Raw genomic sequence first — 24,792 nt, forward strand, 5'->3', positions numbered from 1 at the left:
TGGATTCGCCGGGCCCGTGCGCTCCCCCGCGCCGGGCTCAGCCCTGCTGGAAGAGTTCGGCGGGGAGGGGCTTCAGCAGGGTGTAGAGGTCGTCCGTGATCGGACGGTCCCAGCTGGCGATGGTGACCAGGACGCCGTCGCTGCGGTCGAACTGGACGCACGAGATGCGGCTCTCGGAGAGCTTCACCCGGCGGACGATCAGGAGGTTGTCGCCCTGCATCACCGGCATGTCCTCGGTGCCGGTGACCTCGACGGGCTCGTCGTTCTCCAGGGCGAGGAGGAGCTGGGCCACCTCGAAGGGGACCTGGCCCTCCTCGGTCTCGCGCGCGGGCGAGCCCTCCGGGAGGTTTCCGATGATCATCGCGGGGCCGCGGCCGCCGAACAGGTCGTAGCGCAGGAAGACGCCCTGACAGCTGCCGTCGGGGGCGGGCAGCAGACCGGCGCCGAGATTTCCGGGCCAGTCACCCGGGTCCATGGCCAGGACGTCGAAGTCGGGGCCGGCGGGTGTGGCGGCGCTACGGCGGCGGAGGAAGGACATGAAGACATGTTACGTGTCCGGGCCCGCCCCGCCGAGCCGGGCCGGATCCGCTCATCCGGTGCGGGACTCGGCCGCCAGGCGCTCCAGGACCGCGAGGGCCTCCCCGGCCCGGTCGTGGGGGACGAAGAGGTGGTCGTGGTGGAACCCGGCGACGACGTTGCAGCTGATTCCGGCGTCGGTGAGGGCCAGCGCGACGGCGGCGGTCAGACCGACCGCCTCCAGGGCCGAGTGCACACGCAGCGTGATCCATCCGGCGGCGTAGGTGTACGCGAGACCGGCCGCGCGGGCCTGCTCCTCGGGCAGCACCAGGGTCAGCCCCTCGGCCTCACGGACCGTGACGACCGGTTCGGTTCCGGGCGGAACCGTTCCGTCGGGCACGGTCGCGTAGACGTGGCGGCCGGGGTGCAGTTCCGGGCGCAGTCCGCTCAGCAGGGTCCGCAGATCGCTCTCACCTGTCACGCCCCTCACGCTACCGATCGTGAGCGCTCCGCGCGTCCCCCGGACGGTGGGCGGGCGGCCGCTCCGTCCGGGGGCGGTGCGGGTCAGGCGGCGGGCGGTTCCGCGCCGACGAGCCACATGGAGAAGAACTGGGCCCCGCCCCCGTAGGCGTGGCCCAGGGCGCGGCGGGCGCCTTCGACCTGGTGCTCCCCCGCGCGGCCGCGGACCTGGAGGGCGGCCTCGGCGAAGCGGATCATGCCGGAGGCGCCGATGGGGTTGGTGGAGAGCACCCCGCCGGAGGGGTTCACCGGCAGGTCGCCGTCGAGTTCGGTGACCCCGGCCTCGGTGAGCTTCCAGCCCTCGCCCTCGGCGGCGAAGCCGAGGTTCTCCAGCCACATCGGCTCGTACCAGGAGAAGGGCACGTACATCTCGACGGCGTCGATCTCCCGGCGGGGGTCGGTGATCCCGGCCTGGCGGTAGACGTCGGCGGCGCAGTCCTTGCCGGCCCGCGGCGAGACGAAGTCCTTGCCGGCGAAGAGGGTCGGTTCGCTGCGCATGGCACCGCCGTGCACCCAGGCGGGCGGGTGCGGCGAGCGGTCCGCGCCGGCCCGGTCGGTGAGGATCATGGCGCAGGCGCCGTCGGAGGAGGGGCAGGTCTCGGAGTAGCGGATGGGGTCCCAGAGCATCGGTGCGGCCTGGACCTTCTCCAGGGTGATGCCGGGGTCGTGGATGTGGGCGTACGGATTCTTGAGGGCGTTGCGCCGGTCCTTGTAGGCGACGAGGGAGCCGACGGTGTCGGGGGCGCCGGTGCGGCGCATGTAGGCGCGGACGTGGGGGGCGAAGAAGCCGCCCGCGCCGGCCAGCAATGGCTGCTGGAAGGGGATGGGGAGCGAGAGGCCCCACATCGCGTTGGACTCCGACTGCTTCTCGAAGGCGAGCGTGAGGACCGTGCGGTGGACGCGTGCGGCGACCAGGTTGGCGGCGACGAGCGCGGTCGAGCCGCCGACGGATCCGGCGGTGTGGACCCGGAGCATGGGTTTGCCCACCGCGCCGAGGGCGTCGGCGAGGTACAGCTCCGGCATCATCACGCCCTCGAAGAAGTCGGGGGCCTTGCCGATGACCACGGCGTCGATGTCCGCCCAGGTCAGTCCGGCGTCCTCCAGGGCGGCGACGGCGGCCTCGCGGACGAGTCCGGCCAGCGAGACGTCGTGGCGGGCGGCGACGTGTTTGGTCTGGCCGACGCCGACGACGGCCACGGGCTCCTTAGGCATGAGCACTCTCCCCTTCGAGGACGGCGACCAGGTTCTGCTGGAGGCAGGGGCCGGAGGTGGCGTGGGCGAGCGCCCGGTCGGACTCGCCCCGGTGGATGCGGGCGGCGGCCTCGCCGAGGCGGATCAGTCCCGCGGCCATGAGCGGGTTGGCGGCCAGCGCGCCGCCGGACGGGTTGACGCGGACCTCGTCGCCGAGGCCGAGCGCCCGGCGGAGCACCACCTCCTGGGAGCTGAAGGGGGCGTGCAGTTCGGCGGTGTCCACGGGGCGTTCGAAAACCCCGGCGCGTTCGGCGGCGAGCCGGGTGGAGGGTGAATCGGTCAGGTCGCGGACGCCCAGACCGTGGGCCTCGATGCGGTGGTCGATGCCGCGGATCCAGGCGGGGCGGGCGCAGAGGGCGCGTGCGGTGTCGCCGGCGGCGAGGATCACGGCGGCGGCGCCGTCGCCGACGGGCGGGCAGTGGCCGGTCCGCAGCGGTGCGACGAGAGGGTCGCCCACGGGGACGTCCCCGGCGAGCTGGGCGTGCGGGTTGCCGGCGGCGTCCGCGCGGCTGCGGGCGGCGACGGCGGTGAGCGCGGCGTCGTCGGTGGCCCCGGCGTCGATCAGGGCCTGGGCCTGGAGGGCGGCGAGCGCGACGGAGTCGGGCCAGAGCGGGGCGGTGTAGTACGGGTCGAGTTGGCGGGTGAGGACGTCGCGGACCCGGCCGGGCGAGGACTTGCCGTAGGAGTAGACGAGGGCGGTGTCCGCCTCGCCCGTCTGGATCTTCACCCAGGCCTCGTAGAGGGCCCAGGCGCCGTCCGTCTCGACGTGGGACTCGGAGATCGGCGGGTGGGCGCCGACGCCGTCGAGCGCCATGGTGAAGGAGAAGGCCCGGCCGGCCAGGTAGTCGCTGGAACCGGAGCAGGTGAACCCGATGTCGCTGGTCCGCAGGCCGGTCGCGTCCAGGACCCGGTGCAGGACCGGCATGACCATCTCGACCTCGGAGAGTTCGTCGGTGCGCCGCAGATGATCGGTCTGCGCGAAGGCGACGATCGCTACGTCTCGCATCTACAGCAGCTCCTTGTACGCGTCGTAGTCGGCGTCCGGCTCTCCGGTCGGGCGGTAGTGGTCGGGATGGCGGGCGCCGTCGGTCCAGACGGGTTCGACGCGCAGCCCCATCCGGACCTGGTCGTAGGGGATGCCGCCGATCCGGGCATGCAGGGCGAGGTCGGCGCCGTCCAGCGCGATGTGGGCGTAGACGTAGGGGACCTCGATGTCGAGGTTCTTCGCCTTGATGTTGACGACGCAGAAGGTGGTGACCGTGCCGCGCGGTCCGACCTCGACCTGTTCGGCGGTGGCGACGCCGCAGGTCGGGCAGGCGCCGCGGGGTGGGACGTAGACCTTGGCGCAGGACGGGCAGCGTTCGCCGACGACGCGGCGGCCGGCCAGGGCCTGGAGGTAGTCGCTCTGGGCGCGGCCCGGTGAGTAGGTGTAGTCGAGGCGGGCCGGGGTGACGATGCCGGTGACGGGGTCGGCGAACGTGCCGTCGTGCGGGGCGGCGGCGGGGCCGGCCGGGCCGTCGTACGGTTCGAAGCAGGCGATGTCCGTGATGGCGCCGGTGCGCTCCCCGGCCCAGCGGATCCGGACGCGCATGCCGGTGGCGACGGCGTCGGGCCCGGGGGCGTCCAGCACGTGCAGGAGTGCGGTGTCGGCGCCGTCGAGCCGGACGAGCACCCAGGCGAAGGGGGTGTCCAGGGGCTGGTCGCGGCCGGGGTACGGGTTCCAGGCCCAGGTGGTGACGGTGCCGGTGGGCGCGACCTCGACCAGATCGCGCAGTTCGCCGGCGGTGACGGGGTCGTACTCGACGGGCGGGACGAGGACCTTGCCGTCGTCGGTGCGGACGCCGAGCACGGTGCGTTCGCGCAGTCCGGTGAGGAAGGCGCTCTGGACCGGGCCGAGGGAGCGGGTGAAGGGGAATTCGACCACCAGCGGTGCGCTGAGGACGTCGGGCACGGGTGCCTCCTTGGTTGGGGGTGCCTTCCGGCGGGTTCCGAGGGGCAACCGCTAGGCCCGGCGGTAGACCGGCGGACGTTTCTCGGCGAAGGCGCGGGCGCCCTCCTTGGCGTCGGCGGTGGAGAACACGGGCCAGCCGCGCTCCAGTTCGGCCGCGAGGCCGTCCGTCTCGGTCATCTCCGCGGTCTCGTAGACGGACGCCTTGACCTCCTCGACGGCGAGCGGGCCGCAGGCGTTGATCTGCTCGGCGACGGCGAGGGCCGCCTCCAGGGCGGTGCCGTCGGGGACGACGCGGCCGACGAGTCCGATGCGCGCGGCCTCCTCGGCCGTGTAGGGGCGGCCGGTGAGGAGCATTTCGAGGGCGTGGGTCCGGGCGATCTGGCGGGGCAGCCGTACGGTGGAGCCGCCGATCGGGAAGAGGCCGCGGCGGACCTCGAAGAGGCCGAAGACGGCGCTCTCGCCGGCGATGCGGATGTCGGTGCCCTGGAGGATCTCGGTGCCGCCGGCCACGCAGTGGCCCTCGACGGCGGCGATGACCGGTTTGCGGGGCCGGTGGTGGCGGAGCATCGCCTTCCAGTGCAGATCGGGGTCGGCCGTCATCCGGTCCCGGTACTGTTCGCCCTCCATGCCGCCGCCCGCGAGGGCCTTGAGGTCCATTCCGGCGCAGAAGCAGCCGCCTGCGCCGGTGAGGACGACCGAGCGGACCTCCTCGTCCTCGTCCGCGGCCAGCCAGCCGTCGTACAGGCCGACCAGCATCGGCAGCGAGAGCGCGTTCTTGCTCTCGGGCCGGTTCAGGGTGAGCACCAGTGTGGCGCCTTCGCGCTGCACGGTGAGGTGTTCCGTACCGCCCATGGTCTGTCTCCCGTCGTCAAGGCTAGAACAGGTTGCAGGAGTACGGGAGGCAGTTCAATAGTTTTCTGACAGTCAGTCAGATTTCTTCGTCCGGTCCCCTTCCCAGTTGTGCCGGTGGGCGCTCTAATGACCGCCGGGCCACTCAGCAACCGGGGTCAGGAGGAACGGTGGAGTACAACCTTGCCGACCTGTTCGAATCGGTCGTCGACGCTGTCCCCGAACGCGAGGCGCTCGTCTACGTGGACCATCCCGGAACGGGCGCCGAGCGCAGGCTCACGTACGCGGAGCTGGACGCGGCGGCCAACCGCGTCGCCCACCACCTCCAGGACGCGGGCATCCGGCCCGGCGAACACCTCGGTCTGCACCTGTACAACGGCGTCGAGTACCTCCAGACGGTCCTGGCCTGCCTGAAGGCGCGGATCGTCCCGGTCAACGTCAACTACCGGTACGTGGAGGAGGAACTGGTCTACCTCTACCGCGACGCCGATCTGGTGGCCCTGGTCTTCGACGCCGAGTTCGACGCGCGCGTGGCGACAGCCGCCCCGCAGGCCCCGGGGCTGCGCCATCTGATCCGCGTCGGCGCCCCGGCGGCCGACGGGACCGGGCCCGCGGCCACGGCCTTCGCCGAGGTCGACGCGGCCGGCGACTCCGGGCGGGGCTTCGCCCCCCGCTCGGCGGACGACCAGTTCATCATCTACACCGGCGGCACCACCGGCATGCCCAAGGGCGTGATGTGGCGCCAGGAGGACCTGTTCTTCTCCGGGCTCGGCGGCGGGGCACCCACAGGCGACCCGGTCAAGACCCCGCAGGAGCTGGCCGAACGGGTGGCCGCGGGCGGTGAGGGCATCACGTTCTTCCCCACTCCCCCGCTGATGCACGGCACCTCGACGCTCACCGCGTTCATCGGCTTCAACTTCGGCCAGCGGGTCGTGGTGCACCGCAAGTTCGTGCCGCACGAGGTGCTGCGCACCATCGAGAAGGAGAAGGTCACCAGCGTCTCGCTGGTGGGCGACGCGATGCTGCGCCCGCTCATCGACGCGTTGAAGGGACCGCTGAAGGGCACCGACTGCTCGGCACTCTTCTCCGTGTCGAGTTCCGGCGCGATCATGTCCGACTCGGTGCGGGCGGAGTTCCAGTCCCTGGTCCCCCATGTGATGCTGCTGAACAACTTCGGTTCCTCCGAGTCCGGTTTCAACGGCACCGCGACCGCCGACTCCGGCCCCCGCAACGGCTTCCGCCTCCAGGTCAACGCCCGTACGGCGGTCGTCGACCCGGCGACCTTCGAGCCCGCGGCCCCGGGCGAGCCCGGCCGGATCGCCCAGCGCGGCCATGTGCCCCTCGGTTACTACAACGACCCGGCCAAAACCGCCGAGACCTTCTTCCGCAAGGGCGAGGAGCGCTGGGTGCTGCTGGGCGACATGGCGACGGTCGACGCGGACGGCATCGTGACCGTGCTGGGCCGGGGCTCGCAGTGCATCAACACCGGGGGCGAGAAGGTGTATCCGGAGGAGGTCGAGCAGGCGCTCAAGTCCCATCCGGACGTGTACGACGCGCTGGTCGCCGGCGCCCCCGACGCCCGCTGGGGCAATCAGGTCGCCGCCGTGGTGCAGGTGCGGGAGGGCGCCCAGGCGCCCACACTCGACGAGATGCAGGCGCACTGCCGGACCCGGCTGGCCGGATACAAGATCCCGCGCCGGCTGGTGATCGCGCCCCGCATCCAGCGCTCCCCCAGCGGCAAGGCGGACTACCGCTGGGCCCGCTCCGTGATCACTCCGGCCGGGGACTGACGGGCGGCCCGCACGGCGTCACCCGAGTGCGCGGCCCCGCGTCCCGTCGCGGGCGCGCGGCCGCGCCGGGACGTAAGCCATTCGGGCACGCCCCGCGCACGAGCGGACACCCTGCGTGGCACCGGAGGGTGATCGCCCATAGCTTCGGCTCATGAGGAAACGACACATCAAGGCCCTCGTGGGCATCGCAGCCGCCTCGGCCGCCGGCCTCGGCGTCCTCGCGCCGACCGTCCCCGCCGCCGCCACGAGCGGCCATGTGGTGCGTCCGGGCCAGTCCATCCAGGCGGCGGTGGACGCCGCCCGTCCCGGCGAGACGATCGTCGTCGAGCCCGGTACGTACCGCGAGAGCGTCCTGATCACCACACCCGGGATCACGCTCCGCGGCGCCGGGGACCGTACCGTCATCGAACCGGGCGAGGGCGCCGCGCGTACGGGCAACGCCTGCGCGAAAGCGGGCAACGGCATCTGCGTCCTCGGCACCGCGGGGCACACCGTCGACGGGGTCACGCTGCGGTCCCTGAGCGTCGCCGGGTTCACCAGGAGCGGTGTCTGGGCGTCGTGGACCGACCGGCTGGAGGTCCGCTCGGTGACCTCCGCGGGCAACGGTGTCTGGGGCATCGCCCAGCAGCGCTCCACCCGCTCCGACGTGCGGGACAACCACGCCTACGGCAACGGCGACGCGGGCATCTTCGTCGCCAACAGCGTCGACGAGGAGGGCGGCGCGACCGACACCGGCGGCACCCGGGTCCGGGGCAACACCCTCAGCGACAACCGCATCGGCTTCACCGCCCGGCGCGTGCGCAACCTCTCGGCGCGCGACAACACTCTCACGGCCAACTGCACGGGCGTCTTCGTCGTGGGCGACGAGGGCACCCCGCACGCCGGGGACATGTCCATCCGGTCCAACCGGATCACCGGCAACAACAAGTTCTGCGCCGCCACCGAGCGGCTGCCCGCGCTCCAGGGTTCGGGGATCGTCCTGACCGGCACGGAGACGACCGAGGTGCGGTCCAACGTGATCCGCGACAACGTGGGCGCCACCCCGCTCTCCGGGGGCATCGTGCTGTTCAAGAGCTTCGTCGGTGCGAAGAACAACGACAACACGATCACCGGCAACGTGGTCCTGGGCAACGGCCCGGAGGACGTCGCCGACCGTGACACCGGCACGGGCAACCGCCTGACGGGCAATGTCTGCGGCACGTCCGCACCGGCCGGACTGTGCTGACCGGTCCACCCCGCACACCGGATTCCCCCCGCACGAGGAGAAGCGAGACGGCATGACCACCGTGAGCACCACACCCACCACCCCCGTCCAGCCCCTGCACACCCCCCAGCCGGCCATGCGGCTGCGCGAGATCGTGTTCGGCGCGGCCCGTGCGGCGGCCGTGCGCGCGGCGGCCCGGCTCGGCGTGGCCGACGCGCTGGGCGAGACCCCGGCCACCGCGGAGGACCTCGCCGGGGCGGTGGGGACCGAGGCCGCGCCGCTGCGCCGGCTGCTGCGCGCCCTGTCCTGCTACGGCGTCTTCACCGAGAACGCCGACGGCACCTTCGCCCACACCGACATGTCCCGGCTGCTCCGCGAGGACGACCCGCAGAGTCTGCGGGCCATCTCCCTGTGGTGCACGGAACCGTGGACCTGGGAGGTGTGGCCGCGGCTGGACGACGCGGTGCGCTCGGGCACCCAGGTCTTCGAGGACGTGTTCGGCAAGGAGTTCTTCGACTACCTCCACCAGGACGCCCACGAGTCGGCGCACATCTTCAACCGGGCGATGACCACGTCGAGCGTGCAGTCGGCGCTGGACGTGGCCGCGCTGCTCGACCTCACCGGGGTGTCCTCGGTCGCGGACATCGGCGGCGGCCAGGGGCACGTGCTGGCGAGCCTGCTGGAGAAGCACCCCTCGGTCAGCGGCACGCTGATGGACCTGCCGGGCGTCGCGGCCCGCGCCGACGAACGGCTGCGCGAGGGCGGGGCGCTCGCCGACCGGGCGACCATCGTCTCCGGCGACTGCCGCGAGGGCATCCCGGTCGCGGCCGACCTCTACATCATCAAGAACATCCTGGAGTGGGACGACGACAGCACCCGCCGGGCGCTGCGCGCCGTCGTCGCCGCGGCCCGTCCGGGCGCGCGGGTCGTCGTCATCGAGAACCTGGTGGACGACACCCCGTCGATGCGGTTCACCACGGCCATGGACCTGCTGCTGCTCCTGAACGTCGGCGGGGCCAAGCACACCCGGCAGAGCCTGGTCGACCGGCTGTCGGACGCCGGTCTGCTGATCGGCGAGATCCGGCCCGTCAATCCGTATCTGCACGCCTTCGAGTGCGTGGTGCCCGACTGACGGGCGGGCGATCGGCGCGTGGAAACGCCCCGGGTCCGGCCGTCCGGCCGGACCCGGGGCGTTCTCCGGTGGCGCGGGTCAGCCGCGCTGCCAGTGGTAGAACTCCTGCGCCATCGCGTCCTTGGGGCCCCGCCAGGTCTGCGGGTCGTAGGGGCTGACGAAGGCGGTCAGCCGGTCGCTGATGTCCTTGAACGCGGGGTGCTCGGTCACCTTGGCGATCTCCGGGCCGGGCGGGCGCTCGGACTCGATCAGATGCAGATAGACGTCGCCGAACTGGAAGAGCTTGCGCCGGGTGACACCGACCAGGTGCGGCAGTTCGCTGTCGTCGGACGCGGCGAACAGCTCGGCGATGTCCGGGGCCGACCCGGGCGCCATCCGGGCGACGATCAGGGCGTGGTGCATCGGGGATGCCTTTCTCGTACGCCGTCCGGGACCCGGCCGTGGGGCGGGGTCCCGGACGAGGGGTGGTGGGGCGTCAGTTGGCGGGGACCGCGGCGGAGCGGCGCCCCCGGTCGCGCTGTTCGATCCTGTCCCGGATGAGTTCCATCTGGACGCGCGAGTTGCGGTTGATGTTGTCGGTCATCCAGGCGTCGTCGACCGGGGCGTCCGGGCGCATCGCGAAGTCCTGCTTCCAGTGCATCCGGGTGCCGCCGGGGACCTCGGCGTACGTCCAGTGGATGTTCATGTGGTCGAACGGGCCGGTCTCGACGCGGCGGGCCCGGACCTCGCGTGCGGGGCGGTCCGTGGTGCGCTCGGAGACCCAGCTCCACACCTTGCCGTTGTCGTCGGGGTGCATGGTGAGGCGGAACACGGTGCGCTCGCCGTCCCGCTCCATGACCTCGACCGAGGCGTACTCGCTGAACAGCTGCGGCCAGTTCTCCAGGTCGTTCGTCATCTCCCAGACCAGGTCCAGGGGGGCGGCGATGACGATCTCGTTCTCGGTGTGTCCGGGCACGGTCAGGCTCCTGTCATGAGGCTGTTGTTGACGAGGTCGAGGAACTCGCGAGGCGTCCTGCACCGGTCGGCGTCGGCGGGCAGCGGCCGGCCGTGGCGGTTCTCCAGCACGCCGACGATGCCGAGGAGTCCCAACGAGTCCAGGCCGAACTCGTCGAAGGCGGTCGCGGGCCGGCTCTCCATCTCCCGGGGGTCGACATTCAGTCCGGCGCCCTTCTTCATGAGGGTGGCGAGTTCTTCGTACGTCAGTCGGTCGGTCATGGGACTTCTCCTTCGCTCACGAGGGGGTGTCGGTGGGGCTCACGCGGGGCGCCGCAGCACCATCGCCGCGTTCGAGCCCATGAGGCCGCGGCTGAGCACGAGGGCCGTGCGCAGTTCGGCGGGCCGGGCCCGGCCCATCACCAGATCGAGGTCGTGGCAGACCTCGAAGACGTGGGGGGTGGGCGGGACCAGGCCGTCCTCCAGGGCGAGGACGGCGGCCGCGGTGTCCAGTACGGGGGCGCCGCAGTAGGCCCGTCCGGTGCCGGTCTTCGGCGCCGTGACGGGGACGCGCCGGCCGTGCGCGCCGAGCGCGTCCGCCAGCGCCAGGGCCTCGGCCCGGTCCGCCTCGGGCACGCCGAGTGCGTCCGCGAAGACCACGTCGATCTCCTCGGGCGCGCACCGCGCCTCACGCAGCGCCCCCTCGACGGCGCGGGCGAGCCCCTCGCGGGACTCCTCCCAGCGCCTCGCGGTGGTGAACGTGGCGGCGTGGCCGGCGATCTCGGCGCGGATCCGGGCGCCGCGCCCGCGTGCGGCCTCCTCCGCCTCGACGACGAGCATCGCACCGCCCTCGGCGGGCACGAAGCCGCAGGCGTCGGCGGTGAAGGGGCGGTAGGCGCGGGTCGGGTCCTGTTCGGTGCTCAGGTCGCGGTAGCCGAGCTGGCAGACGACCGAGTAGGGCGCGAGGGGGGCCTCGGCGGCGCCGACGACCACGGCGTCGGTGCCGCGGCGGACCGAGCGGGCGGCGTGCGCGAGGGCGTCGAGCCCGCCGGCCTCGTCGCTGGCCACCACGCCGCAGGGCCCCTTGAAGCCGCCGCGGATCGAGATCTGGCCGGTGCTGGCCGCGTAGAACCAGGCGATCGACTGGTAGGGGCCCACATAGGTGGAGCCCTGGCCCCACAGCCGCTGGAGTTCGCGCTGGCCGAACTCGCCGCCGCCGGAACCGGCCGCGGTCACCACGCCGACGCCGAACGGGGCGTCCTCGTAGTCGGCGCGGCCGAGCCGGGCGTCGTCGAGCGCCATGTCCGCGGCGGCCATCGCGAAATGGGTGAAGCGGTCGGTCTGGACGAGGTAGCGCTCCTCGATGAGCGCGACCGGGTCGAAGCCCCGGACCTCGCCCGCCACATGGAGCGGCAGGTCCTCGCAGCCCTCGCGGGTGACCCGGTCGAGGACGCTCATGCCCTCCTGGGTCCGCTTCCAGAAGGCTTCGGTGGTGGTTCCGTTGGGGGCGACGACGCCGATGCCGGTGACGACGGCGTTCCGGTCGTTTCGGGTGCTCATGGAGTCCTCCCGCCGGTTCTGGTGAGGGCCACCGCGGACTGGAATCCGCCGAATCCGCTGCCGACCGACAGCACGTTGCGCAGCGTGAGCGGACGCGCGGTGCGGGGCACGTAGTCGAGGTCGCACTCGGGGTCCGGGGACTCGTAGTTCGCCGTCGGCGGCACCGTCTGGTGGACCAGGGCGAGGACGCAGGCGGCGATCTCTATCGCCCCGATCGCCCCGAGCGAGTGGCCGACCATCGATTTGATGGAGCTCATCGGGACCGTGCGGGCGTGCTCGCCCAGGGCCCTCTTGACGGCCGCGGTCTCGTGCCGGTCGTTCTGCTTGGTGCCGGAGCCGTGCGCGTTGACGTAGTCGATCTCGTGGGCGGCGATGCCGGCGTGGCCCAGGGCCCGGTCGATGGCCTCGGCCATCTCCAGCCCCTCCGGGGTGAGCCCGGTCATGTGGTAGGCGTTGCCGAAGGTCGCGTACCCCGCGATCTCGCAGTACACGGTGGCACCGCGGGCGCGCGCGTGCTCCAGTTCCTCCAGGACGAGGACGGCTCCGCCCTCGCCCATCACGAAGCCGTCGCGGCGCGCGTCGAAGGGGCGCGAGGCGTGCTCCGGGTCGTCGTTGTTGGGCGACGTCGCCTTGATCGCGTCGAAGCAGGCGACGGTGATCGGGGTGATCGGGGAGTCGGAGGCCCCGGCGACGCAGACGTCGACGCGGCCCTCCTCGATGGAGTGGAAGGCGTACCCGATCGCGTCGAGGCCGGAGGTGCAGCCGGTGGAGACGGTCTGCACGGGGCCGTGCGCCCCGACCTGTTCGGCGACGGCCGAGGCCAGCGTGGACGGGGAGAAGGCCCGCTCCAGATGGGCACCGGCCCGGCGGTGGTCGACGTCCCAGCGGGCGCCGCTCTCGCTGACCGCGACGTAGTCGTGCTCCAGCCGGGTGGTCCCGCCGACGGCCGTGCCGAGGGAGACGCCGACGCGCCACGGGTCGGTGCGCTCCATGTCGAGTCCGGCGTCGGCCAGGGCCTCGCGGGCGGCGACCATCGCGAACTGCACATAGCGGTCCGCGCGGGCGATCTCGTCCTCGTCCAGTCCGTGCGTCGCCGGGTCGAAGTCGCATTCGGCGGCGATCCGGGACCGGAAGCCGGCCGGGTCGAAGAGCGTGATGCCCCGGGTCGCGGTGCGGCCGTTGGCCAGCAGGTCCCAGAAGGCCGGGGTGCCGATGCCGCCCGGGGCGACGACACCGACTCCCGTAACGGCCACGCGCCGGGTCACGAGGCGGCCTCGCTTCGTTCTGGCGGCGCTCCGCGCTCGGCCGTCTCGGTGACCTCGGTGTCCACGTGGCCGAGTTCCGGGCGGGGGGCGAGCGGACCGAGGTGGAAGACCATCCGGGCCTCGATGTCGCCGACGTTGCGGAAACGGTGGCGCACGTGCGGGGGGATCAGCAGTCCCTGGTCGGGCCGCATCGCGTGGGTCTCGCCGTCCAGGTCGACCTCCAGGAGGCCGTTCACCACGTAGACGAACTCCTCGGAGTACGGGTGGTAGTGCTCGCCGATGCGGTCCCCCGGCTGCACGATGGCCAGGCCCATGAAACCGCTGGTGGCGCCGACGGCCGTCGGGGTGAGGAGGGCGCGCAGATCACCTCCGCGCCTGCGGTTGGGCTGGGTCTCGCTGAGGTCCACGATGCGTGGCCGGTGCGTGGTCATGACTGCTTCCTCCTGGCGTTGTGCGCGGGTACGACGACGGGTCGAGCGAGAACCCCCCGGGCGGTCCGGGGCGCGTCTCAGGAATCGGCGGCGCGGCGGTCGGTGATCAGCCGCATCTCGGAGCGGGCGAGGAAGCGCGCGGCGTCCTGGTCGGTGGCCGGGACGGCCGTGGCCTCGCCGTCGAGGAGTCGGGCGAGCCGGGCCCCCTTGCCGGGGCCGTCGACGCCGAGGGCCTGGGCGGGGTGCGCGTCCAGCGGGCCGCTGACCTCCAGGAGGCGGACGACGACGTCGTCGCGCTGGAAGATCGTGCTGCTCTCGATGGGGCTGCCCGGGTCGTCGGCGGCCTCCTCGTCGTGGCCGGCGAGCAGCCGGGCCAGCGCCATTCCGCAGCCTTCCTTGGCCCGGTAGTACAGCGCGTGACGGTCGATCAGGTCGGGGGCGTGCCGGCCGGTGGTGACGTGGTGGACGGTGGGCAGGGCCGCGCGGGTGAAGAACATCCGGGCCGAGTCGGGGTCGGAGAGGTCGCGCTCCTGCTCCAGGTACGGGTTGAGCGCCTCCTCCACGGCCCGGACCTCGGGCTGGCGGGAGACATGGCGCAGGGCGGCGAGCAGGTCGCCCTCGACCTCGACGGCGCGGACCACGCGGTTGCCGTGCATGAAGAGGGAGGTGCGGCGCAGCCGGGTGTGGTCGTCGACGCGGGCCTGCGGGGAGTCGTAGTCGGCCAGGATCTTGGCGACGATCTCCTCGGTGCCCGGCCTGACGGTGAACGTCAGCGCGTGGCGCACCACGCCGTCACCGACCCGGGGCGAGGGCTGGAGGCCCGTCCGCTCGGTGCCGGGCACGGTCTCGAAGCCCTTGCCGGTCTCGCGCAGCACGCTGAAGCGCAGCGAGCGGGTGTCGCGCACGCAGTTGTGCAGCGGCTGCACGGTGGCGACGTGCTCCTCGCTGTTGACCCAGGCGAGGAAGGGCGGGGCGCTCTCCCACTCGCTGGTGATCAGCCACTGCGAGGGGTTCTCGATGGACTGGCACAGCTGGTCGCTGAGGTGGCCGGGCACGGACGCCACCTGGTTGCGCAGATGCTCGTACGCCTCCAGGAACTGCTGCTGCGCGCCGTCGTACAGGTCCAGGAGCAGGACGACCCGCAGCCTGGATCCGTCGAAGGCGGACTGGGAGATCCGTTCCGAGAGGGTGGTGGTCATCGTGCGAACTCCTTCGAGACGGTGGGGGAACCGGCGGGCGCCGGGGGGAACCGTCGAGTGGGGGGCCGGAGCGGGGAGTCTCCCGGCGGACGTGTCCGGTGCGCCCGGGAGCGCGGGAGCCGTCTCCGTGACCGATCGTGAAACGCTGGTCCGGCTGACGCGAGATTTATGAACCGTTCAGGTGAGCGGGCGTCCGAAGGCCTCCGGCGAGGGCATCAACACTGCATCTGTACGGCGTCCGAGCAGGAGCGATTGATGAACGAGAACGTCGACGTGCGTGTGCCGGTCCTCATCGTGGGCGGCTCGCTGGTGGGTCTGTCCGCATCCCTTTTCCTCGGCCGGCTCGGCGTCGGGCACCTGCTGGTCGAGAAGCACGCGGCGACCTCCACGCACCCGCGCGGACGCGGCAACAACGTCCGCACGATGGAGATCTTCCGGGGTGCCGGGGTGGAGGAGCCGATCCGGGCCGCGGCCACGGTCCTGGCGGAGAACCACGGCATCCTCCAGGCCGGTTCGCTGACGGGTGACGACCAGGAGTGGCTGTTCAAGGAGATCGACCCGGGCGGGGCGCTCGCCCGGTTCAGTCCGAGCGGCTGGTGCCTGTGCAGCCAGAACGACCTGGAGCCGGTGCTGCTGGACCGGGCCCGGGAGCAGGGCGGTGATCTGCGGTTCTCGACCGAGCTGATGTCGTTCGACGCGGACGGGTCGGGGGTCACGGCCGCGGTGAAGAACCGGGAGACGGGTGAGCACACCACCGTTCGGGCGGACTATCTGATCGCCGCCGACGGTCCGCGCAGCCCGGTGCGGGAGCAGCTGCGCATCGGCCGTTCGGGTGCCGGTGACCTGTTCCACAACGTGAGCATCACCTTCCGCTCGCACCGGCTCGCCGAGGTGCTGGGCGACCGGCGCTTCATCGTCTGCTACCTGACGAATCCGGAGGCGGACGGCGCGCTCCTGCCGGTGGACAACGCGAGCGAGTGGGTGTTCCACGCGCCGTGGCAGCCGGACCGGGGCGAGACGCTGGAGGACTTCACGGACGAGCGGTGCGCCGACCACATCCGCCGGGCGGTCGGGGCTCCGGACCTCGATGTGGAGATCACCGGCCGGGCACCGTGGCACGCGGCCGAGCGGGTGGCGGACCGCTACTCCCGGGGCCGGGTCTTCCTGGCCGGGGACTCGGCGCACGAGATGTCGCCCACCGGGGCGTTCGGCTCCAACACCGGCATCCAGGACGCGCACAACCTGGCGTGGAAGCTGGCGGCGGTGCTGCGCGGCGACGCCGGGCCCCGGCTGCTGGACACCTACGAGGCGGAGCGGCTTCCGGTGGCGCGGGCGACGAGCGAACGGGCCTCGGCGCGTTCGGGTGAGCACAGCCACCCGGGGTACGCGGCCCCGCCGACCGTCGGCGGCGGCAGGCGCGGCGGAATGCTGAACGTGGCGCTGGGCTACCGCTATGTGGACGGTGCGGTCCTCGGCGTCGGGCCGGACCGCCCGGTGGTGCCCGAGGGCGTCCGGCTGACGGGCGAGCCGGGCAGCCGGGCCCCCCATCTGTGGCTGCGGCGCGGCGGGGAGCGGATCTCCACGCTGGATCTGTACGAGCGGGACTTCGTGCTGCTCGCGGATGTCTCGGACACGGTGTGGCGGGCGGCCGCCGCCCGGGTCGCGGAGCGGCTGGGGGTGCGGCTCGACGCGTACGGGATCGGCACCGGCCCCGGCGCCGATCTGGAGCCGGAGGCCGGTGCGGACTGGGCCGAGGCGCACGGGACGGACCGGGAGGGCGCCGTGGTGGTGCGCCCGGACGGCTTCGTGGCCTGGCGGGCGGAGTCGGCCGTGGGGAACACCGAGCAGGCGCTGTACGAGGTCATGGCGGCGCTGCTGCGCCGGGACTGACCGGGCGGGCCCCGGGGCTCAGCCCACGCCGAACGACCGGAGGACGGACAGGAACTCCTCCGGTCGTTCGGTGTGCACGAGATGGCCGGCGTCGATGGTGACGAACAGGCCGTCGGGGATCTGTCCGGCCATCCAGGCCAGCTCCTCCTGGGCTATGTGGCTGCCCGGTCCACCGCCGATGACGAGGGTGGGCGCGGTGATCTCGCCGAGGAGTTCCCGCCCGGCCGGGTCGGGGCCGTTCAGCTGGGCGTCGGTGGAGGGGACCAGGGGCCAGTCGAAGTCCAGTTCTCCCTCGGGGCGTTCGGGCACCGGACGGGGCGGGTTCAGCGGGAGGGGCGGGGGTACCTCCTCCAGGACCAGGCGGCCGATCAGTCCGGGCTGGCGTTCGGCGAGCAGCAGCGCGGCCGCGCCGCCCATGGAGTGGCCGACGACGGTCGCGCCCGCCAGATTGCGGGCTTCGAGGAAGGCGTGCAGATCGTCGCGGAACAGCTCGAAGGAGTAGCGGCCCGGCCAGTCGCTGAGTCCGTGGCCACGGAAGTCGAAGGCGTACACCCGGTGGGTGGCGGCGAGCCGTTCGGCCACGGTGGTCCAGGTGGCGCCGGAACCGCAGCGGCCGTGGGCGAGGACGACGGGCGGGGCGGCGGGGTCGCCCCAGACGCGGTAGGCGAGACGGATCCCGCCGGCCTGGACGCTGCGCACCTCGGGGTCGAGGAAGGCGGTGACGGTGCGGACGAAGGCACCGGGGTCGTCGATCCACGGGAAGTGCGCGGCACCGCGCTGGACGGCGAACTCCGACTCCGGGAAGAGCGCGGCGAGTTCGGCGGCCCGGTCGGGGGTGGGAATGGCGTCGTACTCACCGGCGAGGACGAGCACGGGGGCGGGGAACGCGCGGAGCGCGGGGAGCGTCGCGGCGGGGTCGAAGGCCCCCTCCGCGAGGTGGGCCCGTGCCGCCGCCGAGTTGATCTGCCCGGGCGCGGCGGCGGCGTGTTCCCGTGCCCGCGCGTCCCAGCGTCCGTAGAGGAAGGGCCGTGCCGCGGCCCGGAGTTCGTCGCTGTCGTGCCCGGCCCGGAGCTGTTCCAGCGCGGCGAGCGCCTCCTCGTACCAGGGTTCCGTGGCGCGCAGGGCGGCGGCCTCGCGGACCTCGCGCTCCCCGGGGACGAAGCCGACGGCCCGGGTGGCGGGGGCGACGAGGACGAGGCTGCGCAGGGCCTCCGGGTGGCGGGCGGCGTACAGCGCGGCGAGGTCGGCGCCCGCCGAGTGGGCCAGCAGGTCGACGCGTTCGAGGCCGAGGTGCCGGCGCAGCGCCTCGACGTCCGCGACGAGCCGGTCGCACCGGCAGGAGGACAGATCGTCGGGTACGGCGGATTCCCCGCTGCCGCGCGGGTCGAGCACGATCAGCCGCCGGACGGAGGAGAGCCCGCCGAGGTCGCCGAGGTAGGCGCCGGCCCGCATCGGGCCGCCCGGCAGGCAGATCAGCGGCGCTCCCTCTCCCCTGACGCGGTAGGCGAGTTCGGTCCCGTCGTACGTACGAAAAGTCGGCATGGACCCATCCAAACAGGGCCGCCGGGGTGATGCGGCCGTGTTCGGTACGGGCGTATCCGCGATGCCGGACGGGCGGCCCCACCGGATGCGTCACGCCTCTTGCCACGCGGTACAAGATCCTGACTTACTGCTTCCCAGGAGAGCGACCGAATGATCGGTCGACGGCACGGTGCGCACGGACGAGGGAGATCCGCATGACGGCTCTGCTGGACGCGGCGGAACGGATGGACCGCGAGGAGCTCGCGGCGCTGCAGCTGGAGCGGCTGCGGGCGACCCTGCACCACGTGTACGCGCATGTCGGGCACTACCGCAGGGCGTTCGACCGGGCGGGGGTGCATCCGGACGACTGCCGCTCCCTGGCCGACCTCGCCCGGTTCCCGTTCACCACCAAGGCCGATCTGCGGGACAACTACCCGTTCGGGATGTTCGCGGTGGACCGGGAGCGGGTGCGCCGGATCCACGCCTCCAGCGGGACGACGGGCCGGCCGACGGTCGTGGGCTACACGGAGAAGGACCTGGACGTCTGGGCGGACGTGGTGGCGCGCTCGCTCCGGGCGGCGGGCGCCCGCCCCGGGCAGCTGGTCCATGTCGCGTACGGGTACGGGCTGTTCACCGGGGGACTCGGCGCGCACTACGGGGCGGAGCGGCTGGGCTGCACGGTCGTGCCCGCCTCGGGCGGGATGACGGCCCGGCAGGTGCAGCTGATCCAGGACTTCCGGCCCGACGTCGTCATGGTGACGCCGTCGTACATGCTCACCCTGCTCGACGAGTTCGAGCGGCAGGGGGTGGATCCCCGGTCGACCTCGCTGAAGGTGGGGCTGTTCGGGGCCGAGCCGTGGACGCAGGAGATGCGGCGGGAGATCGAGGAGCGGTTCGCGATCGACGCGGTCGACATCTACGGGCTCTCGGAGGTGATGGGCCCGGGGGTGGCGCAGGAGTGCGTGGAGACGAAGGACGGGCTGCACATCTGGGAGGACCACTTCTACCCCGAGGTGGTCGATCCGTTCACCGGTGAGGTGCTGCCCGAGGGCGAGCGGGGCGAGCTGGTGTTCACCTCGCTGACCAAGGAGGCCATGCCGGTGATCCGCTACCGCACCCGGGACCTGACCCGGCTGCTGCCCGGCACGGCGCGGGTGTTCCGGCGGATGGAGAAGGTGACCGGGCGCAGCGACGATCTGGTGATCCTGCGCGGGGTGAACCTGTTCCCGACGCAGATCGAGGAGATCGTGCTGCGCACGCCCGGGGTCTCGCCGCATTTCCAGCTGCGGCTGACCCGGCGCGGGCGCCTCGACGTGCTCACGGTGCGGGCGGAGGCGCGGGCCGGGACGAGCGCGGAGCAGCGGGAGGCGGCGGCCGCCTCGGTCGCGGCGGCCGTCAAGGACGGGATCGGGGTGTCGGTCGGGGTCGAGATCCTGGACCCGGAGACCCTGGAGCGTTCGGTGGGCAAGTTCCGCCGGATCGTGGACGACCGGGACCGGCCGGGCGGCTGAGGGCGGGCCCTTCCGGCGGGCGGGTCCGCCGGAAGGGGTGGGGCCGGTCAGGCGAGCCGGTCGCGCAGTTCGCGCTTGAGGATCTTCCCGCTGGCGTTGCGCGGCAGCTCGTCCACGAAGACGACGCGCTTGGGGGCCTTGAAGTGGGCGAGCTTCTCCCGGGCGTGCGCGATCAGTTCGGCCTCGGTGGTCTCCTCGCGCCGCACCACGACGGCGGTGACGGCCTCGATCCAGCGCTCGTCGGGCAGTCCGACGACGGCGGCCTCGGCCACGGCCGGGTGGGTGTAGAGGGCGTCCTCGACCTGGCGGGAGGCGACGAGGACGCCTCCGGAGTTGATGACGTCCTTGACCCGGTCGACGACGGTGAAGTACCCCTCCGCGTCCCGCACGGCGAGGTCGCCGGAGTGGAACCAGCCGTCGCGGAAGGCCTCCTCGGTCTCCTGGGGCTTGTCCCAGTAGCCGCTGCACAGCTGGGGCGAGCGGTAGACGACCTCGCCGGCGGTGCCGTCGGGGACCTCCTTGCCGTCCTCGTCGACGACCCTCGCCTCCACGAAGAGGACGGGCCGGCCGCAGGAGTCCATCCTGCCCTCGTGCTCGTCCGGTCCCAGCACGGTGGCGAGGGGGCCGATCTCGCTCTGGCCGAAGCAGTTGTAGAAGGCGAGGCCGGGCAGGCGGGCGCGCAGCCGTTCCAGCACGGGGACGGGCATGATCGAGGCGCCGTAGTACGCCTTGCGCAGTCCGCCCAGGTCGCGGGTGGCGAAGTCCGGGTGGTTGGCGAGGCCGATCCAGACGGTGGGCGGGGCGAAGAGGCTGTCGGCCCGGCCCGACTCGACGAGGTCGAGGATCCGGGCGGCGTCGGGGGCGTCCAGCACCGTGTTCTCCGCGCCGACCGCGAGATAGGGCAGCAGGAAGACGTGCATCTGCGCGGAGTGGTAGAGCGGCAGGGCGTGCACGGGCCGGTCGCCGGGGCGCAGGTCGAGGGCGGCGATGGCGCTGACGTACTCGTGGACGAGGGCGCCGTGCGTCATCATCGCGCCCTTGGGCTGGGCTGTGGTGCCCGAGGTGTACAGGAGCTGGACGAGGTCGTCGGCGCCCGGTGCGCGCTCGGGGACGAAGGGGCGCGGGGTCTCCAGCGCGGCCAGCAGCGAACCGGGGTCGTCCCGCAGCGCCCGGACGGTGTACCCCTCGGGGACCCGGGCGGCCAGGTCCGGGTCGGTGAGGACCAGGGAGCTGCCGGACTGGCGCAGGATGTAGTCGAGGTCGTCGCCCGTGAGGTTCTGGTTGACCGGTACGTGCACCAGCCCGGCGCGGGCGCAGGCCAGGTAGGCGATCAGATAGGCGTCGGAGTTGTGGGCGTAGGAGGCGACCCGGTCGCCGGGGCGCAGCCCGTGGTCCTCCGCCAAAACGGCGGCTGCCGTGGAGACGGCCTCGTCGAGCCCCTGGTAGGTCCAGCTCCGTCCGGCGTACCGCAGGGCGGTGCGCCCGGGGGTGCGCCGGGCGCTGCGGGTCACGACTCCGTCGACTGTGCTGCTGCGTACTGCGGTCATGGCGTGATCCTGAGCGGCGCGGGCCCCGGGGTCAAGGGTCCGGATACCGACCGGGATGTTGACAGGCGCACGGCTGTACTGGCTGAGTTGCCCCCGACACCTCGAACCCGCGAGTAACCGTCGTCCGCACCCCCAGAGTTGGGAGGACCGTTGCCCCTCCGGAACCGTCTGAGACTGCTCGCCGTCTCGGGCCTCGCCCTTTTCACCGTGTCGGCGTCGCTGCCGCCGGCCTCGGCGCACGAGACCCGGACCCACCATCCGTCGGGCGGCGGACTGTCCGCCGTGATCCGCTACACCGAATACGGCATTCCGCACATCGTGGCCCGGGACTACGCGAATCTGGGCTTCGGCAACGGCTGGGCACAGGCGGCCGACCAGGTGTGCACGCTCGCCGACGGCTTCGTCACGCTGCGCGGGGAGCGATCGCGGTACTTCGGGGCGGACGCCGCGCCGGACGGTTCGCTCTCCTCGGCCACGAAGAACCTCTCCAGCGATCTCTACTTCCGCGGGGTACGCGACAGCCGGACCGTGGAGAAGCTGCTGGCGACACCCGCCCCGGCCGGTCCGGGCCGGGACGTGAAGGAGCTCCAGCGCGGCTGGGCGGCCGGGTACAACGCCTGGCTGGCACAGAACCGGATCACCGATCCGGCCTGCCGGGGCGCCCGCTGGGTGCGTCCGGTGACCGCGCTGGACGTCGCGGAGCGGGCGTTCGCGCTCTCGGTGCTCGGCGGTCAGGGACGCGGCATCGACGGGATCACGGCCGCGCTGCCGCCGGCCGCCGCCCCCTCGGCCTCCGTGCCCGCCACACCGTCGCCCGAGCGGGCGGCGGAGGCGGCGGCGGAGCTGCTCTCGACGCAGAACGCGGACATGGGGTCCAACGCGGTGGCGTTCCGGGGCAGCACGACGGCGGGCGGGCGCGGGCTGCTGCTCGGCAATCCGCACTACCCGTGGCAGGGCGGGCGGCGGTTCTGGCAGTCGCAGCAGACGATCCCCGGTGAGCTGAACGCGGCGGGCGGTTCGCTGCTCGGCTCGGCGACGCTCTCCATCGGGCACAACGCGGACGTCGCCTGGAGCCACACCGTGGCCACGGGCGTCACCCTCAACCTCCACCAGCTGACCCTGGCCCCGGACGATCCCACCGTCTACCTGGTGGACGGGAAGCGGCGGCGGATGACCGCACGGACCGTGTCGGTCGCGGTGGCGGGCGGTCCGGACGTCACGCGGACCCAGTGGTGGACCGCCTACGGCCCGGTCGTCACCTCGCTCGGCGCGGGCCTGCCGCTGCCGTGGACGCGGGCGTCGGCGTACGCGCTGAACGATCCGAACGCCGTCAATCTGCGCTCGGGCGACACCGCGCTGGGCTTCAGCAGGGCCCGGAGCACGGCGGGGATCAAGGAGGCGCTGCGCCGCACGCAGGGGCTGCCGTGGGTGAACACGATCGCGGCCGACTCCTCTGGGCACACCTTCTTCTCGCAGTCGCAGGTGCTGCCGAGGATCACCGACGATCTCGCCGCGCGCTGCTCGACGCCGCTGGGCAAGGTCACCTATCCGTCGTCGGGGCTCGCCGTGCTGGACGGCTCGCGGAGCGACTGCGCGCCGGGCTCGGACCCGGACGCGGTGCAGCCGGGGATCTTCGGGCCGGGCCGGATGCCGACGGTGGAGAACACCCCGTACGTCGAGAACTCCAACGACAGCGCCTGGCTGGCGAACGCGGACGCCCCGGTGACCGGCTACGAGCGGGTGTTCGGGACGGTCGGGACGCCGCGTTCGATGCGGACCCGGGGTGCCGTCGAGGACGTCGCCGCGATGGCGGGCCGGGGCCGGCTGACGGTCGCGGACCTGCAGAAACAGCAGTTCGCCGACCGGGCGCCGGCCGGTGATCTGGTCGCGGCCGATCTGGCGCGGGCGTGCGCGGCGCTGCCGGGCGGTACGGCGACGGCGAGTTCGGGCGCGGCGGTCGACGTCTCGGAGGCGTGCGCGGTGCTGCGCGACTGGGACCGCGCCGTCGACACGGGGAGCCGGGGCGCGCTGCTCTTCGACCGCTTCTGGCGCCGGGCGGCCGCCGTACCGGCGGCCGAGCTGTGGAAGGTCCCCTTCTCCCCCGCCGCCCCGGTCTCCACCCCCCGCACGCTGAACACCTCGGCGCCGGGTGTGCTGACGGCCCTGGCCGACGCGGTGGCCGAGCTGCGGGGCGCGGGCGTCGCGCTGGACGCGCCGCTGGGCGCGCACCAGTCGGTGCTGCGGGGCACGAAGCGGATCCCGGTCGGCGGCGGGACGGAGGCGCTGGGCGTCTGGAACAAGACGGAGGGCGTCTGGGATGCGGCCACGGCGTCGTACACGGACGTCTCGACCGGGTCCAGCTACATCCAGGCGGTCGGCTGGGACGGGAGCCGGTGCCCGGTGGCCCGGACGCTGCTCACGTACGCGCAGTCCTCGAACCCCGCGTCACCGCACTACAGCGACCAGACCGAGCTGTACTCGGCCGAGCGCTGGGTGACGTCCCGGTTCTGCGAGAAGGACATCGTCCGGTCACCGGAGCTGACGGTGGTGCGGGTGCGCGAGCGCCGCTGATCCCGGGAAACGCGATCAGCCCCTGGCCCCCGGCGGTCAGGGGCTGATCGCGAGGAAGACGAACGCGGCGAAGACCGACAGGTGGACGCCGCCCTGGAGCAGGGTCGCCCGTCCGGGCACGACGGTCAGCGCCCCCACCACGACGGTGAGCGCGAGCAGCACCATATGGGTGGCGCCCAGGCCGAGGTGGAGCGGTCCGTCGAGCCAGATCGAGGCGAGGGCGATGGCCGGGATGGTCAGGCCGATGCTGGCCATCGCCGAGCCGAGGGCCAGGTTGAGGCTGGTCTGGATGCGTTCGCGGCGGGCCGCGCGTACGGCGGCGAGGGTCTCGGGCAGCAGGACCAGCAGCGCGATGACGACGCCGACGACGGCCTGCGGCATACCGGCGGCCTCGACGCCCGACTCGATGGCCGGGGAGACGGCCTTGGCGTCGCCGACGACGGCGATCAGGGCGACGAGCAGCATGGCGAGGCTCAGCGCGGTGGCGCCGCGGCTCGGCAGGTGCGCCCGCTGCTCGTCCTGCCGGACGTGTCCGTCCTGGGTGAGCGGGAGGAAGTACTCGCGGTGCCGGACGGTCTGTACGGCGACGAACAGTCCGTAGAGGCAGAGCGAGGCGACGGCGGCGAAGCCCAGTTGGGCGGGCGAGAACTCGGGGCCCTTCTTGCCGGTGGTGAAGGTGGGGAGCACGAGGCTGAGCGTGGCCAGGGTGGCGACGGTGGCGAGCGCGCCGCCGGAGCCCTCCGCGTTGAAGACGACGACGCGGGTGCGGACGGCGCCCACCAGCAGGGAGAGCCCGACGATTCCGTTGCAGGTGATCATGACCGCCGCGAAGACGGTGTCGCGGGCCAGCGCGGTCGTCCTGGGCCCGCCGTCGGCCATCAGGGTGACGATGAGCGCGACCTCGATCACGGTCACGGCGACGGCGAGGACGAGCGAGCCGAAGGGTTCGCCGACGCGGTGGGCGATCACCTCGGCGTGGTGGACCGCGGCCAGGACCGCCCCGGCGAGGCAGAGCGCGACCACGGCGACGGCGGCGGAGGGCAGTTCGCGCCCCCAGCTGAACACCAGCGCGAGGGCGGCGACCAGCGGCACGACGACCGTCCACCGGGTCGCCAGTGAACGGATCGTCGCGCGCGTGTCCATGCCTCCCAC

At 72.9% G+C, this 24,792-nt stretch carries 22 protein-coding genes; 6 read left to right on the plus strand and 16 right to left on the minus strand.

The genetic code is table 11. The annotated features are described in order from the left end of the window. Positions 1-37: 37 nt before the first annotated feature. The 6 genes from ACFVDM_RS06205 to ACFVDM_RS06230 form a co-directional block, all read right to left on the minus strand. Positions 38-538, minus strand: a complete 501-nt coding sequence (locus ACFVDM_RS06205; protein ID WP_018550733.1) for a hypothetical protein — start codon at positions 536-538, stop codon at positions 38-40. A 51-nt stretch (positions 539-589) separates the two neighbouring features. Then, positions 590-997 carry an ACT domain-containing protein gene (locus ACFVDM_RS06210; protein WP_383633933.1) on the minus strand — a complete coding sequence of 136 codons (408 nt, stop codon included), beginning with the start codon at positions 995-997 and terminating at the stop codon, positions 590-592. 83 nt (positions 998-1,080) lie between these two features. Continuing rightward, positions 1,081-2,247 (minus strand): thiolase domain-containing protein, encoded by a 1,167-nt coding sequence (locus ACFVDM_RS06215; RefSeq protein WP_383633935.1) that lies wholly within the window; start codon positions 2,245-2,247, stop codon positions 1,081-1,083. Beyond that, positions 2,240-3,292, minus strand: coding sequence for a thiolase domain-containing protein (locus ACFVDM_RS06220; RefSeq protein ID WP_383633937.1), 1,053 nt, complete (start codon positions 3,290-3,292; stop codon positions 2,240-2,242). The genes ACFVDM_RS06215 and ACFVDM_RS06220 overlap by 8 nt, the downstream gene beginning before the upstream one ends. Continuing rightward, positions 3,293-4,237: a Zn-ribbon domain-containing OB-fold protein gene (locus ACFVDM_RS06225; protein WP_383633939.1), complete on the minus strand. Its 945-nt coding sequence runs from the start codon at positions 4,235-4,237 to the stop codon at positions 3,293-3,295. A gap of 51 nt (positions 4,238-4,288) precedes the next feature. Next, a complete protein-coding gene (locus ACFVDM_RS06230; RefSeq protein ID WP_383633941.1) occupies positions 4,289-5,089 on the minus strand; it encodes a crotonase/enoyl-CoA hydratase family protein in 801 nt (266 codons plus the stop codon). Between the two features lie 167 nt (positions 5,090-5,256). On the opposite strand from ACFVDM_RS06230, the gene ACFVDM_RS06235 reads away from it, so the two are divergent. The 3 genes from ACFVDM_RS06235 to ACFVDM_RS06245 all read left to right on the plus strand — a co-directional run bounded on the left by ACFVDM_RS06235 (position 5,257) and on the right by ACFVDM_RS06245 (position 9,212). Further along, entirely contained in the window at positions 5,257-6,876 is a 1,620-nt protein-coding gene (locus tag ACFVDM_RS06235; protein WP_383633943.1) for an acyl-CoA synthetase, read from the plus strand. Between the two features lie 151 nt (positions 6,877-7,027). Next, entirely contained in the window at positions 7,028-8,101 is a 1,074-nt protein-coding gene (locus tag ACFVDM_RS06240) for a nitrous oxide reductase family maturation protein NosD (protein ID WP_383633945.1), read from the plus strand. A 52-nt stretch (positions 8,102-8,153) separates the two neighbouring features. Continuing rightward, positions 8,154-9,212 carry a methyltransferase gene (locus tag ACFVDM_RS06245; RefSeq protein ID WP_383633947.1) on the plus strand — a complete coding sequence of 353 codons (1,059 nt, stop codon included), beginning with the start codon at positions 8,154-8,156 and terminating at the stop codon, positions 9,210-9,212. A gap of 78 nt (positions 9,213-9,290) precedes the next feature. Here ACFVDM_RS06245 and ACFVDM_RS06250 read toward each other — a convergent pair whose 3' ends face one another. The 7 genes from ACFVDM_RS06250 to ACFVDM_RS06280 form a co-directional block, all read right to left on the minus strand. After that, positions 9,291-9,614, minus strand: a complete 324-nt coding sequence (locus tag ACFVDM_RS06250) for a TcmI family type II polyketide cyclase (RefSeq protein WP_383633949.1) — start codon at positions 9,612-9,614, stop codon at positions 9,291-9,293. A gap of 73 nt (positions 9,615-9,687) precedes the next feature. Continuing rightward, positions 9,688-10,167, minus strand: coding sequence for an SRPBCC family protein (locus ACFVDM_RS06255; RefSeq protein WP_383633951.1), 480 nt, complete (start codon positions 10,165-10,167; stop codon positions 9,688-9,690). A gap of 2 nt (positions 10,168-10,169) precedes the next feature. Further along, a complete protein-coding gene (locus tag ACFVDM_RS06260) occupies positions 10,170-10,427 on the minus strand; it encodes an acyl carrier protein (protein ID WP_383633953.1) in 258 nt (85 codons plus the stop codon). Positions 10,428-10,466: 39 nt separating this feature from the next. Continuing rightward, positions 10,467-11,705 carry a beta-ketoacyl synthase N-terminal-like domain-containing protein gene (locus tag ACFVDM_RS06265; RefSeq protein ID WP_383633955.1) on the minus strand — a complete coding sequence of 413 codons (1,239 nt, stop codon included), beginning with the start codon at positions 11,703-11,705 and terminating at the stop codon, positions 10,467-10,469. Beyond that, the gene (locus tag ACFVDM_RS06270) at positions 11,702-12,970 is read right to left on the minus strand and encodes a beta-ketoacyl-[acyl-carrier-protein] synthase family protein (protein ID WP_383633957.1); all 1,269 of its coding nucleotides are present in this window, start codon (positions 12,968-12,970) and stop codon (positions 11,702-11,704) included. Before ACFVDM_RS06270 ends, ACFVDM_RS06265 begins: the two co-directional genes overlap by 4 nt. Then, positions 12,967-13,401 (minus strand): cupin domain-containing protein, encoded by a 435-nt coding sequence (locus ACFVDM_RS06275; RefSeq protein ID WP_383633959.1) that lies wholly within the window; start codon positions 13,399-13,401, stop codon positions 12,967-12,969. The genes ACFVDM_RS06270 and ACFVDM_RS06275 overlap by 4 nt, the downstream gene beginning before the upstream one ends. Positions 13,402-13,478: 77 nt before the next feature. Further along, a complete protein-coding gene (locus ACFVDM_RS06280) occupies positions 13,479-14,600 on the minus strand; it encodes a SchA/CurD-like domain-containing protein (RefSeq protein WP_383633961.1) in 1,122 nt (373 codons plus the stop codon). Between the two features lie 255 nt (positions 14,601-14,855). Here ACFVDM_RS06280 and ACFVDM_RS06285 point away from each other — a divergent pair, with 255 nt between their 5' ends. Further along, positions 14,856-16,490, plus strand: coding sequence for an FAD-dependent oxidoreductase (locus ACFVDM_RS06285; RefSeq protein WP_383633963.1), 1,635 nt, complete (start codon positions 14,856-14,858; stop codon positions 16,488-16,490). 18 nt (positions 16,491-16,508) lie between these two features. Here ACFVDM_RS06285 and ACFVDM_RS06290 read toward each other — a convergent pair whose 3' ends face one another. Continuing rightward, positions 16,509-18,032: an alpha/beta fold hydrolase gene (locus ACFVDM_RS06290; protein ID WP_383633965.1), complete on the minus strand. Its 1,524-nt coding sequence runs from the start codon at positions 18,030-18,032 to the stop codon at positions 16,509-16,511. A gap of 194 nt (positions 18,033-18,226) precedes the next feature. Between ACFVDM_RS06290 and paaK the strand changes: the two genes are divergently transcribed. After that, positions 18,227-19,522, plus strand: a complete 1,296-nt coding sequence (gene paaK, locus ACFVDM_RS06295) for a phenylacetate--CoA ligase PaaK (protein WP_383633966.1) — start codon at positions 18,227-18,229, stop codon at positions 19,520-19,522. 47 nt (positions 19,523-19,569) lie between these two features. Here the strand turns inward: paaK and ACFVDM_RS06300 are convergent, their stop codons facing one another. After that, complete coding sequence (locus ACFVDM_RS06300; RefSeq protein WP_383633968.1) at positions 19,570-21,069, minus strand: acyl-CoA synthetase; 1,500 nt, start codon at positions 21,067-21,069, stop codon at positions 19,570-19,572. A gap of 150 nt (positions 21,070-21,219) precedes the next feature. Here ACFVDM_RS06300 and ACFVDM_RS06305 point away from each other — a divergent pair, with 150 nt between their 5' ends. Next, entirely contained in the window at positions 21,220-23,640 is a 2,421-nt protein-coding gene (locus ACFVDM_RS06305; protein WP_383633970.1) for a penicillin acylase family protein, read from the plus strand. A gap of 36 nt (positions 23,641-23,676) precedes the next feature. Here the strand turns inward: ACFVDM_RS06305 and ACFVDM_RS06310 are convergent, their stop codons facing one another. Then, complete coding sequence (locus tag ACFVDM_RS06310) at positions 23,677-24,783, minus strand: calcium:proton antiporter (RefSeq protein ID WP_383633972.1); 1,107 nt, start codon at positions 24,781-24,783, stop codon at positions 23,677-23,679. Positions 24,784-24,792: the final 9 nt, after the last annotated feature.

It is taken from the genome of Streptomyces sp. NPDC057682, from assembly GCF_042799575.1.
Taxonomy (GTDB): Bacteria; Actinomycetota; Actinomycetes; order Streptomycetales; family Streptomycetaceae; genus Streptomyces.